At 74.0% G+C, this 11824-nt stretch carries 9 protein-coding genes and 1 tRNA gene; 4 read left to right on the top strand and 6 right to left on the bottom strand.

Translation table 11 applies throughout. The features are described from left to right. Positions 1-75: 75 nt before the first annotated feature. Positions 76-1326, bottom strand: a complete 1251-nt coding sequence (locus ACFW1I_RS34140) for a M6 family metalloprotease domain-containing protein (RefSeq protein WP_384677287.1) — start codon at positions 1324-1326, stop codon at positions 76-78. Positions 1327-1682: 356 nt separating this feature from the next. On the opposite strand from ACFW1I_RS34140, the gene ACFW1I_RS34145 reads away from it, so the two are divergent. Beyond that, positions 1683-3578 carry a putative bifunctional diguanylate cyclase/phosphodiesterase gene (locus tag ACFW1I_RS34145; RefSeq protein WP_384677272.1) on the top strand — a complete coding sequence of 632 codons (1896 nt, stop codon included), beginning with the start codon at positions 1683-1685 and terminating at the stop codon, positions 3576-3578. A 101-nt stretch (positions 3579-3679) separates the two neighbouring features. On the opposite strand, the gene ACFW1I_RS34150 is transcribed toward ACFW1I_RS34145, so the two are convergent. Together ACFW1I_RS34150 and ACFW1I_RS34155 are read right to left on the bottom strand one after the other, a co-directional pair. Then, the gene (locus ACFW1I_RS34150) at positions 3680-5377 is read right to left on the bottom strand and encodes a glycosyl hydrolase family 18 protein (protein WP_384677274.1); all 1698 of its coding nucleotides are present in this window, start codon (positions 5375-5377) and stop codon (positions 3680-3682) included. Between the two features lie 252 nt (positions 5378-5629). After that, the gene (locus ACFW1I_RS34155) at positions 5630-6733 is read right to left on the bottom strand and encodes an LLM class flavin-dependent oxidoreductase (protein WP_384677276.1); all 1104 of its coding nucleotides are present in this window, start codon (positions 6731-6733) and stop codon (positions 5630-5632) included. 375 nt (positions 6734-7108) lie between these two features. Here ACFW1I_RS34155 and ACFW1I_RS34160 point away from each other — a divergent pair, with 375 nt between their 5' ends. Together ACFW1I_RS34160 and ACFW1I_RS34165 are read left to right on the top strand one after the other, a co-directional pair. Continuing rightward, the gene (locus ACFW1I_RS34160; protein ID WP_384677278.1) at positions 7109-7867 is read left to right on the top strand and encodes an IclR family transcriptional regulator; all 759 of its coding nucleotides are present in this window, start codon (positions 7109-7111) and stop codon (positions 7865-7867) included. A gap of 75 nt (positions 7868-7942) precedes the next feature. After that, a tRNA-Lys gene (locus tag ACFW1I_RS34165) sits at positions 7943-8016 on the top strand. Between the two features lie 62 nt (positions 8017-8078). Here ACFW1I_RS34165 and ACFW1I_RS34170 read toward each other — a convergent pair. Together ACFW1I_RS34170 and ACFW1I_RS34175 are read right to left on the bottom strand one after the other, a co-directional pair. Then, positions 8079-8732 (bottom strand): response regulator, encoded by a 654-nt coding sequence (locus tag ACFW1I_RS34170; RefSeq protein ID WP_384677280.1) that lies wholly within the window; start codon positions 8730-8732, stop codon positions 8079-8081. Next, positions 8672-9967: a sensor domain-containing protein gene (locus ACFW1I_RS34175; protein ID WP_384677282.1), complete on the bottom strand. Its 1296-nt coding sequence runs from the start codon at positions 9965-9967 to the stop codon at positions 8672-8674. Before ACFW1I_RS34175 ends, ACFW1I_RS34170 begins: the two co-directional genes overlap by 61 nt. Positions 9968-10062: 95 nt before the next feature. Here ACFW1I_RS34175 and ACFW1I_RS34180 point away from each other — a divergent pair, with 95 nt between their 5' ends. Further along, positions 10063-10911, top strand: a complete 849-nt coding sequence (locus tag ACFW1I_RS34180) for an alpha/beta hydrolase family protein (protein WP_384677284.1) — start codon at positions 10063-10065, stop codon at positions 10909-10911. Between the two features lie 3 nt (positions 10912-10914). Here the strand turns inward: ACFW1I_RS34180 and ACFW1I_RS34185 are convergent. After that, on the bottom strand, positions 10915-11824 hold a 910-nt coding region (locus tag ACFW1I_RS34185; RefSeq protein WP_384677285.1), incomplete at its 5' end, for an AMP-binding protein.

An 11824-nucleotide genomic window follows, 5' to 3' on the forward strand; every position in this document is an offset into this window, starting at 1 on the left:
GGGGGGGGGGGTTTTCCCGCCCGGGGGGCCCCCCCCAATCACCCCCCCCCCCCCGGTGGGGGGGCCCCTTCTTGTTTACTCCGTGATCGGCGGGGTGATCTTCACCGTCCAGACGCCGGCCTCGCTGCGGTCGGCGACCTCGACGCGGACGCCCGTGCCGGGCACGGTGAGCGTCTCCCCCACCTCCATCGGCGCGTCGGCGAGCGGCGGGTAGACCGAGCGCTCCCAGCACGCCTCGGTGGCCGGGTGGGCGTCGACGACCTCGACCGGGCCGTCGCCGGAGGGCGCGCCGGCCCGCACCCGGTAGACGAGGACGCCCTCCGTGCAGGTGTCGGCGTCGTTGCCGGTGGCGGCGCGGGCCTCGACCGCGAGGACGCTGTCCCGGCCGGTGCGGACGACGGCGAGCCGGGTGGAGCGCGTGGTGGGGGTCGCCGGGGCGGCCGAGACGGGCTCCAGGCCGACCACCCGGGGCTCGCCGCCCTGGACGCAGGCCACCTGGGAGCGGTCGAGCCAGCCCAGCTTCCACTTGTGCCAGCCGAAGGGGTCGGGGGCGAGCCCGAACTGGCTGCCCATGACGTCCCAGTCGCCCACATGGGTGTCCCAGTCGCCCTTGCCGTCGGCGGGCCGGCGGTACAGGTCGGGCAGGTCGAAGACGTGGCCGGTCTCGTGGGCCAGGACGTTCCGGTCCGGCGGATGCCGCTCGAAGACCGTGACGACCCGCCGGATGGAGGTGCCGTCGGCCTCCAGCGGCCGCTCCAGGTTGACGACCTTGGTGGCGTCCGAGTCGACACCGGGCGCGTCCGGGTCGGCGACCAGGTAGACGATGTCGTACCGGGAGAAGTCGACGGAGCCGTCGACGGCGGCGATCGCGTCCCGCAGGTAGGCGGCCCGCTTCCCGGCGTCCCAGTCACGCCGTATGTCGTAGTCCGTGGAGGGGCGGGGCATCTGCGTCCAGGCGGTGCGCGGGTGCGGGCGCAGGGTGAACCGCCCGTAGGAGGCCCGCTGGAAGAACTCGGTGGTGGCCGGGAAGTGGTCGGCGGTCAGCTCCTCCGGAGTGGTCAGCGGGGCCGCGTCCGGGAACGACAGGAAGATCATCACCGCGTCGAGCGTCCGCTCGGGGCGCGGATAGGAGCCGTTCCAGCTGGAGAGGCCGAGCGAGTGGTGCGCGGCGGTACGCGGCAGGGCGCAGGGGCCGGCCGAGGGCGCGGCCACGGCGGGCCCGGCGACCAGGCCGGTGGCCGCGAGCGCGGCGAGCGCGGTGAACGAGGCGGCTCCGGCGCGCAGCCGGGAGCGCTCCACTCCCCCGGGTGGCTGCTGACCCTCCACGTGGACCTCCGGTTCGCGAGTGCGGGACACCTCCACCACCTTGTGATGGTTCGCGGTGTTTCGCATGTTTCCGCTGCCCCGGTCGGGTGAGGGCGCGGCACGGGGTGGACGAGAGACGGTCGCACTTCAGCTCACGGACAGTCACCTTCGGTCATTCGGCCGCCGTCGCACGTCAGACCCGTGCGGAAACGGTCGGGGGGTGGCGTCCGGTGGTCAGCCTCACACCGTCCGGGGCCCCGGCCGCCCGCTCCGTAGCTGGAACGGTCACCCGGGCTGGCTCTATGATCGGCACACTTGTCCCAGGCCGACCATCCCGACCACATGTGAACGGCCCCCCTGCACCACGGGAGCGAGCGGTGAGCGGAACCCCCGAAGGACCGGTACACCCAGAACCGCCCGGCATCCCGCCGGCCCGCCCGGCACTCACGGAGCGTGAACTCCGCGACTACCGGGCCGCCTTCCGCGTCTCCCGGCTCGCCATGGCCCTGGTGGACCGGGACGGCCTGGTGATCGCCGCCAACGACTCGCTCGGCACCCTCCTCGGCACCGACAGCGCCGCCCTGCGCGAGCAGGCCGCCGCCGACCTCGTGGACCTCGCCGCCGACGGACGCACCTGGCACGCCTACCGCGAGGTGCTGCGCGGCCGCCGCTCCCGCTTCCGCTGCACCCGCCGGCTCAAGCACCCGGACGGGCGCAGGCTGTGGGCCGAGGTCACCGTCTCCCCGGTCCCCGACACCGGCCGGGTGCTGCTCTCCGTCGCGGACATCAGCGACCGGCGCGAGCTCCAGGCCCGGCTGCGCCACCTCCAGATGCACGATCCGGTGACCCGGCTGCCCAACCGGGCGCTCTTCTTCGAGCGCCTCTCGGCCGCCCTGGAGGCGGCGGACGCGGAGAGCGCCGAGGCGGCCGCCGGCACGGGCGGGCCGCTCGGGCCGACCGGCGCGCCGGAGGCGTACCGGACCCACCGTCCCCCTCGGTCGTATCCGTCGCACGGCCCTGGCGGAACGGGGCGGATCGGCCTGTGCTACCTGGACCTCGACGGCTTCAAGGCGGTCAACGACACGCTCGGGCACCGGATCGGCGACCGGCTGCTCGCCGCCGTCGCGGGGCGGCTCACCGAGTGCGCGGACAGCGCCGGTTACACCCGCAGCGGCGGCCATCTGGTGGCGCGGCTCGGCGGCGACGAGTTCGCCGTCCTCGTCGAGGACTCCACCGGGACGGAACAACTCGCCGATCTGGCCCGCTCGGTGCTGCGCGCGCTGGAGCGGCCCTTCGACCTCGGCGGGCAGCGGCTCTCGGTCTCGGCGTCGATCGGCGTCGTCGAGCGCGCCGCCGCCGGCGCCACCGCCACCTGTCTGATGCAGGCCGCCGACACCACGCTGTACTGGGCGAAGGCCGACGGCAAGGCCCGGTGGACGCTCTTCGACCCCGAGCGCAACGCGCACCGGATGACGAGGCAGGCGCTCTCCTCGACGCTGCGGCCGGCCGTGGAGCGCGGGGAGTTCGCCCTGGAGTACCAGCCGCTGGTCGATCTGGCGGGCGGGGCGGTGCGCGGGGTGGAGGCGCTGGTGCGCTGGAACCACCCGCAGTTCGGGGTGCTGCCGCCGAATCGGTTCGTCGGGATCGCCGAGGAGGACGGCTCGATCGTCGAGCTGGGGCGGTGGGTGCTGCGGACCGCCTGCGAGCAGGCCCGGCAGTGGCAGAAGGACCATCCGCGCGAGCGGCCGCTCTTCGTGAGCGTGAACGTGGCGGTCCGTCAGGTGTGGGACTCCGACCTGGTGGCGGACGTGGCGGGGATCCTCGCCGAGACCGGGCTCGCCCCGCACCTGCTCCAGCTGGAGCTGACCGAGTCGGCGGTGATGGGCTCGGCCGGCCGGCCGCTCCAGGCCCTGCAGGCGCTCAGCGACATGGGGGTGCGGATCGCCATCGACGACTTCGGCACCGGCTACTCGAACCTGGCCTATCTGAGCCGGCTGCCGGTCTCCGTCCTCAAGCTGGACGGCTCCTTCGTGCGCGGCTTCCAGGACGAGGAGCACGCCAACCCGGCGGACGAGCTGATCGTGGAGGCGCTGGTGCAGCTCGCCCACCGGCTCGGGCTCACCGTCACCGCCGAGTGCGTGGAGACGGCCGGGCAGGCGGCGCGGCTGCGGCGGATCGGCTGCGACACCGGACAGGGCTGGCTGTACTCGCGGGCGGTGGGCCCGGACCGGATCGCCGCGATGCTGGAGGGCACGACCCCGCTGCGGGTCTGAGGCGCCGGGGGCGCACCGGGGCATGGGACTGCCCCCGGCCGGAGGGACATTCCGGGCGGGGGCAGTGGTTCATGCGGTGCCGCGCGGGGCGGTCAGGAGCTTCAGCAGGCGCCGAGGTCCTGCCAGACGCCCCACTCGCCGGTGGTGCCGGGGGTCTCGTTCTGGGTCCACCACTTGGCCTTCCACTTGCGGCCGTTGTGGGAGACCTCGTTGCCCGCGTTGTAGACCTGGCCGGCGACGTAGGCCGGGAGCGAGCCGCAGCCGGCCGGGGGCGTGGTCGGCGGGGTGGTGGTCGGAGGCGTGGTCGGCTCCGTGGTGGGCGGGGTGGTGGGCGGCGTGGTCGGCGGGACGGTGGTGCCGCCGAGCGCGGTGTTGATCTGCTTCAGCAGGGTGGCGTTCTCGTCCAGGCCGAGGAGCGAGTACATCATCGCGCCGGCCAGGCCGCGCTGCTTGCCGTAGTTCACCCGCTCCTGGATGGAGCGCTGGTTCAGACCGGTGAAGAACTCGCCGTCCTTGTAGAAGTACGAGGACTTGGCCTGGTCGTCCCAGAAGGTGGTCGAGGCGTTGTCGACGACGCCGCCGAGCTCCTTGTAGTGGGCGATGCCGGCCTGCTGGGAGAGCGGGCGGGCGTTGGAGCCGCCGGTGGCGGTCTGCGCGAGGCCGTTGGTGGTGCCGGCGGGCACGCCCTTCCAGCCGCGGTAGTAGAACTCGTAGCCCAGCGTCAGCTTGTTCGCCGGGAAGCCGCCGGTGATGCCGTAGGTCGGGTTGCCGTCGATCCAGGAGTCGATGGCGGCGTCGATCGAGTACTTCTCCTGGCCCGGCGCGATGACGTCGGTCGGGTCGTTCGAGCCGGAGTACAGCGGGGACTGGTGGTACGTCGGCCCGTCGCCGTCCCAGGCGCCGTGCATGTCGTACGTCATGATGTTCGCGTAGTCGAGGTACGCGCCGATCTTGTCCGTCTCGATGTACTTGATCTTGTCCTGGCCGGCCGGGAGGGCCGCGGTCAGGAGGTACTTCTTGCCGCCGTTGGCCGCGCCGTACGCGTCGAGCTGCTTGCGGAACTCGGCGAGGAGCAGGGTGAAGTTCTGCTTGTCCTCGGGGCCGTAGTGGTTGCCCAGGTGGCCGCCGGAGGAGCCCGGGTACTCCCAGTCGATGTCGATGCCGTCGAAGATGCCGGCCGCCGTGCCCGCACCGCCGAAGCCGCCCTCGACCGGCAGGTTGCCCTTGAGGTACTGGTCGATACAGGAGGAGACGAGCTTCTTGCGGCTCTCGTCGGTCTTCGCCGCGTCGTGGAAGTACTTGGAGTAGGTCCAGCCGCCCAGCGAGATGTTGATCTTCAGGTGGGGGTACTTCGCCTTCAGCTCCTTGAACTGGTTGAAGACGCCCACGATCGGCTGGTCCCACTTGTCGGCGACGCCGTCGACGGAGTCGGCCGCGGAGAAGGACTTCTGGTAGTCGGCGTAGGAGTCGCCCGCGCCGTCGCCCGCGTTCGGGTTGTTGTCGTCACCCGCGGCCTTGTTGGCCATGAAACACGTGAGGTTCGTCGGGTGGATGTTGCCGAACGAGTAGTTGATGACGTCGAGCTGGCTCGCGATGCCCCGCGTGTCGAGGTGCTTGGGGTAGAACGCGTTGCCGTACACGCTCCACTGGTCGTAGTACGCGATGCGCACACCGCCGGCGGAGGCGGTGGTCGAGGCGTCGGCGGCCTGCGCGGAGCCGAGGCCCGCGGTCGCGGCGAGGGCGCCGGCGGCGAGGGCCGAGCTGAGCAGCGCGGCGATCAATGACTTACGGGGGTGCACGAGCGTCCTCCGATGGGGGGTACTGGTGGTGCCGTACAGGAGTTGGAGCAGTGATAGCCCCCGCATGAACGGCGCGTCAATGGTCTGAACCAGATTGAGGACTAGACCAATTTGGCGATGAAAGCCCTCGTCAGAGGCGTGCGGCGCAAAGGGAACCGCTCGCCACCATCGGTGACGAGCGGTTTAAGGTTCACTTAGGGAAGCTGGCGGGGTGGTTCGGGAATGAACCACTCCCCCGCCGGAATCCGAGATTCAGTCGAGCTCGGGCAAGCCGTAGGCGTCCGCGATCAGTTCGTAGCTCCGCAGCCGCGCCGCCCCGCCGTGCACGTTGGCCGTCAGCATCAGCTCGTCCGCGCCGGTCCGCTTCCGCAGCTCGTCGAGGCCCGACCGGACCGCGTCCGGGGTGCCGTACACGACGTTCGCCAGCCAGCCGTCGACGAACTCCCGCTCCGCCGGGGCGAAGCCGTACGCCGCCGCCTCCTCCGGCGTCGGGATGAGCCCGGGACGGCCGGTGCGCAGCCGCAGCATCGACAGCGCGCCGGTGAGGACCTGGCGGTGCGCCTCCCGCTCGTCGTCGGCGGCGAGGGCGGCGACGCCGATCAGGGCGTAGGGCTCGTCCAGCACCGCGGAGGGGCGGAAGGACTCCCGGTAGAGGTCGAGCGCGGGGATGGTGTTGCGGGCCGAGAAGTGGTGGGCGAAGGCGAAGGGCAGGCCGAGGAGTCCGGCGAGCCGGGCGCTGAAGCCGGAGGAGCCGAGCAGCCAGACCGGCGGCCGCCCCCGGGGGCCCTGCACCGGGCCGGGCACGGCGTGGATCCGGGAGTACGGGTGCGCGTCCGGGAAGTCGTCGTCCAGGAACCGGGTCAGCTCGGAGAGCTGCTCCGGGAAGTCGTCGGCGCCTTCGTCGAGCGTGTCGGTGCGGCGCAGCGCGGCGGCGGTGGCGCCGTCGGTGCCGGGGGCGCGGCCGAGGCCGAGGTCGATCCGGCCCGGGGCGAGCGCCTCCAGGGTGCCGAACTGCTCGGCGATCACCAGCGGGGCGTGGTTGGGCAGCATCACGCCGCCGGAACCGAGGCGGATGCGGCGGGTGTGGGCGGCGAGGTGGGCGAGGATCACGGCCGGCGAGGAGGAGGCGACCCCGGGCATCGAGTGGTGCTCGGCCACCCAGTGCCGGTGGTAGCCGCGGCGCTCGGCGAGCCGGCTCAGCTCCACGCTGGTGGCGAGCGACCGGCTCGCGGTGGAGCCGCTGCCGACCGTCACCAGGTCCAGCACGGAGAGCGGCACGGGGGCGGTGCCCAGGGCCTCTCCGCGTATGGCGTCGTCCGCCGTGGCCGCCTCTTCCTGGGTGCCGGTCTCGCTCACCGTCCGGTCCTTCCTCCGCGCGGGTACGTCCATCGGAACGCCAACAGGGGTGCGGTGGCCCTTATTCCGGGGCGTTCGGGGCGATCCGGGTGACCGGGGTCACATTCCGGCCACCGGAGTGGCGGGCTCCAGGTCCGGATCTCCACGGAAAATCTTCGTCCGTCCATGAGCCGAACACCCGCGCGAGCGCACGTCTGCACCCTTCTGACCTCAGACTCTTACGGCCAGCCATGCCCCTGTCATATGCCAGGGTGGTGCGTCCCAGTACAGGGCCCGGATCCTCCGCATGATTCTCGCCAACAGCCGCCCCGTAAACGGTCCTTGGCGGCTATCGTGGTACGGAAGCTTGCGGTCACAACCTGGTAGGGGGAAACCGTGGCGCTGAAGCCCGAGCCCACCGCGCCGTTCCACTCGGTGCAGTACGCCCTGCGCGTCCTCGAGACGGTGTCGCGCCACGGCGGCGGGGTGTCGGACGTGCAGATCGCACGGGAGGCCGGACTGCCCGTCGCCCATCTGGCGTCGCTGCTCCTCATGCTCCGCCGCGAGGGGTACGTCGAGCAGGTCTCCGACGGCGCGTACGTCATCGGCGACTCCCTCGTCCTGCTCGGCTCCGGCTCGACCCGCCGGGACGCCCTGGAGGCCAAGCTCCAGGAGACCCTCACCGAACTGCGCGACTCCGTCGGGGCGGCCGTCTACATCAGCCGGTACATCGACGGCGAGGTGAAGATCACCCAGTTCGCCGACGGCCCGCGCACCCCCAAGGTGCACGAGTGGGTCGACTTCCGCTCCGCGGCCCACGCCAGCGCCGTCGGCAAGTGCCTGCTCACCCAGCTCGACCTCAACGGGCGGCGCGACCACCTCTCCCGGCACAAGATCGCCCGGCTCACCTCCCGGACGATCACCAACGAGAAGGTGCTCTTCTCCAAGCTGGACAGCCAGCCGCCCACCGTCCCGGTCCTCGACCTCCAGGAGTACGCGGTCGGCACGGTCTGCGCCGCGGTCCCGCTGACGGCCGGCTCCGCTGTGGGCTGCCTCGCGCTCTCCCTCCCGATCGAGCACGCGCACCGGCTGCGCTCGGCCGCCGACACGCTGAACCGGCGGGCGGCCCCGGTGGTGCTGTCGCTGGCGATCTGAGGCGTCCGGAGCACGGTCCCGGCGGGGTGGTCACGAGCACCCCCCGGGACCAGGTAGTATTTTCTCTGTCAGCAGGCGCCGCTAGCTCAGTTGGTTAGAGCAGCTGACTCTTAATCAGCGGGTCCGGGGTTCGAGTCCCTGGCGGCGCACCGACAGGAAGAGGCTCCTCGCGAAAGCGAGGGGCCTCTTCTGCATGCCCCGGCGGGGTCCGTCACGCCTGGAGGTAGGCGAGGACGGCGAGGACCCGGCGGTGGGTGTCCTCGGCCGGCGGCAGGTCGAGCTTGGCCAGGATGTTGCCGATGTGCTTGCCGACGGCGGCCTCGGTGACGACCAGCCGGCGGGCCACCTCCCCGTTCGAGTGCCCCTCCGCGACCAGCGCCAGGACCTCCCGCTCGCGCGGGGTCAGCGCGGCCAGCGGGTCCCGGCGGCGGCGCAGCAGCTGCCGCACGACCTCCGGGTCGACGACCGTGCCGCCGGCGGCGACCCGGTCCAGGGCGTCCACGAACTCCTCCACCTGCCCCACCCGGTCCTTCAGCAGATAGCCGACGCCGGTGCCGTCGCCCGAGTCGAGCAGGTCGGAGGCGTAGTCCCGCTGCACGTACTGGCTGAGGACGAGGACCGGCAGGCCGGGTCGCTCGGCGCGCAGGGCGACGGCGGCCCGCAGCCCCTCGTCCTGGAAGCCGGGCGGCATCCGTACGTCGGTGAGGACCACGTCCGGGTCGTGGGCGGCGACCGCCGCGCGCAGCGCCTCCGCGTCGCCGACCGCGGCCACCACCTGGTGGCCGAAACGGGACAGCAGCCCGATCAGTCCCTCGCGGAGGAGGACGCCGTCCTCGGCGAGGACGACGCGGAGCGAACGCGGCACGGGATCTCCACTCGTAGGACCGTCGGCCCGCCGGGCGGGCTGGTGATCGTCAGTGTGCCATCGAGGACGGCGAGCCGGTCGGCGAGTCCGGTGAGCCCCGAGCCGCCCGCCGGGTCGGCGCCGCCGCGCCCGTCGTCCTCGACGGTGAGGACGAGGACGCGGCCGTCGTGCCGGCCGGTGAGGCGGGCGCGGGTGGCGCCGCTGTGCCGGTCGACGTTGGCCAGCGCCTCGCGGCCGGTGAAGTACGCGGCGCTCTCCACGGCGGCCGGCAGCCGGGGCAGGCCGTCGAGGTCGGCGTCGACGGGGACGGCGGTGCGGTCGGCGGCGTCGGCGAGGGCCGGGCCGAGGCCGTAGTCGGCGAGGACCTGCGGATGGATGCCGTGGATCAGCTCGCGCAGCTCGGCGAGGACCTGCCCGGCCTCCGCCTGCGCCTGCGCCAGCCGCTCGGCCAGCGGGCCGCCCGGAGGGGCGTCGAGCCGGGCCAGGCCCAGCGTCATGGTGAGCGCGACGAGCCGGTGCTGGGCCCCGTCGTGGAGGTCCCGCTCGATGCGGCGGCGCTCGGCCTCGAAGGCGTCGACCAGCCGGGCCCGGGAGGCGATGACCTCGCCGAGCCCGTCCCGCTCGCCGGACGTGAGCAGCGCCCGGGCGAGCGCACCGCGCCCGGCCGCGTACAGGCCGAGCGGGTAGCAGAGGACGACGAGCAGGAGCGCGCCGACGGCGGCGCCGGCGAGGGCGCCGGGGTACGAGGTCACCAGGACGGTCTTCAGGAGCTTGGTCTCCCGCCCGTCGGCGGCCAGCAGCAGGGGCGCGGCGAGCAGGGTGCCGGGCGCGGCGACGGTGACGGCGAGCACGAGGGCGTCGAGGAGCCACAGGACGGTGGCGAAGAGGAGCGCGTACGCCAGCTCCCGCCAGGTCGCCCGCTCCGCCGCCCGCGTCCGTACCCAGGCGCCGAGCCCGGGCGCGGCGGGCAGCCGGTGCGGGTCGGCGGCGGGCGTCCGGTCCACCAGCCGCAGCCGCAGCCGCTCGGCGCCGCCGAGCGCGACCCCGCCGGACAGCAGCAGCGGGATGCCGACGAGGAGGAGCGAGGCGAGCAGCAGGACGAGCAGGACGGCGCAGGCGAGGGCGCCGCCGAGGACCCCGCTCGCGAGATACGCGGCGGACCGCCACGGCCAGGCGCCGAAGGGGTACTGCCGGGGGCGGCGGACGAGTGCCTGCCGGACGTCACGGGCTTCCATGAGCGCCCACCGTAGGCGTCGGCGGCGGGGCGCGGCGAGGGGGCGGGTGGGTGTGCCGGGGGTGGGGCTGGACCTACCCCTCCTACGATGCGGCCATGACGATCGACGGGGGCGTCGGGCCCTCCATACGGGTGCTGTTCGACGGGTCGCGGGAGGACTGGCGGGAGCCGGGGCGGCCGCGGCCGGTGCGGGTGTACGACTGGGTGCCGGACGGGGGCGGGCGCGGGACCGTGGTGGTGTCGCACGGCACCGGCGGGTCGGGCGCCGACATGGAGTGGCTGGTCCGCCCGCTGCTCGCGGCGGGGTTCCGGGCCGTGGCGCTGGACCACCACGGCAACAACCACGTCGACGGCTACGAGCCGGAGGGCTTCCTGTGGGCGTGGGAGCGGCCCCGGGACGTCACCTTCGTCCTCGACCGGCTCGCCGAGGAGGGCCCGCTCGGCCCGGTCGGCGCCGCCGGCTTCTCCCTCGGCGGCTACACGGCGGCGGCCGTGGCCGGCGCCCGGCTCGATCCCGTCCTCCTGGAGGCCGTGCTGACGGGGGCGGTGCCGCTGCCGCCGCTCCCCGAGTTCCCGGGTGTGCTGGACGCGCTGCGGGCGAAGCGGCCGGGCCAGGGGCTGCCCGCCGGCGCCGGCGACGACCTGACCGACCCGCGGGTGCGGGCCGTCTTCCAGGTCGCGCCGGGGGTGGGCGCGCTCGTCACCCGGGACAGCCTCGCGGGCGTGCGGGTCCCGGTGGGGATCCGCTGGGGCGGCGCGGACACGATCAACCCGTACGACGTCGACGTACGCCCGTACCTGGAGCACGTGCCGGGCGCGAGCGGCGCGTCGGTGGGCCCGGCCGTCCGCCACGACGACTTCTTCGCGGACCACCCGGCCGACCCCGGGGCCAGGCTCCGCGCGGGCGAGGCGGCGGCCGCGTTCTTCACCGCGCACCTGGTCTGACGGCTACGCCGGGGTGCGGCCGTGCCGGGCGTACCGGGCCCGGAGGGCGGTGAGGGCGGGGGCGGTGAGGGGTTCGTACGGGGAGGTGGGGGTGGGGCGCCACCAGACGGGGTCGTCGCAGAGGAAGGACGCGCGGCGCAGGGCCACGCGGTGGATCTTGTTGGTGGCCGTGAGCGGGAGGGCCGGGGTGACGCGGACGAAGCGCGGGGGCATCTTCGTGCCCAGGTCCGGCTGGGCGGCCAGGAAGGCCGCGAAGGCGCCCGGGTCGAAGGAGGCGCCGGGGCGCAGGGACAGCGCGGCCATGACCTGGTCGCCCGCCACCGGGTCGGGGACCGCGTAGACGGCGACGCCCGCCGCCCGTTCCCAGCGGGAGAGGATCGCCTCGATCATGGCGGCGGCCAGGTTCTCGCTGTCGACCCGGAGCCGGTCGTCGGTGCGGCCGGCGAAGTAGAGGAAGCCGGCCTCGTCGCGGTGGAAGAGGTCGCCGGTCCAGTACCAGCCGCCCCGGCGGCGGGCGGCCTCGGCGTCCGGGTTGCGCCAGTAGCCCTCGAAGGTGCCGGTGCCGCCGCGGTTGACGAGTTCGCCGATGGCCTCGTCGGCGTTGAGGAGGCGGCCGGTGGCCGAGAAGCGGGACGGCGGGCATTCGCGGAGCGTCTCGGGGTCGACGACGGCCAGGTCGTCGCCGGGCGCCGCGCGGCCGATCGCGCCGGCCGGCGTGTCGGCGGTGCGCTGGACGGAGGCGCCGCCCTCGGAGGAGCCGTAGCCCTCGACGAGCGGCACGCCGAAGCGCTCGCGGAAGCGGGCCGCGTCGACGGCCCCCCCCGCGGGGCCGGCACCGGGGGGGTGCCGGGGGGGTCGGTCGGGGGGTCCGGGCGGGGGGGGGAGGGGGTACTGGGCGGCCCGGGCGCCGGAG

The organism is Streptomyces sp. NPDC058955, assembly GCF_042741435.1.
In the GTDB taxonomy this organism is placed as follows: Bacteria; Actinomycetota; Actinomycetes; order Streptomycetales; family Streptomycetaceae; genus Streptomyces.

Bases quoted from the DNA above. Each gene is read 5' to 3' on its own strand.
- ACFW1I_RS34175 (WP_384677282.1), bottom strand. From the start codon at position 9,967: ATGGAAGCCCGTGACGTCCGGCAGGCACTCGTCCGCCGCCCCCGGCAG.
- ACFW1I_RS34180 (WP_384677284.1), top strand. From the start codon at position 10,063: ATGACGATCGACGGGGGCGTCGGGCCCTCCATACGGGTGCTGTTCGAC.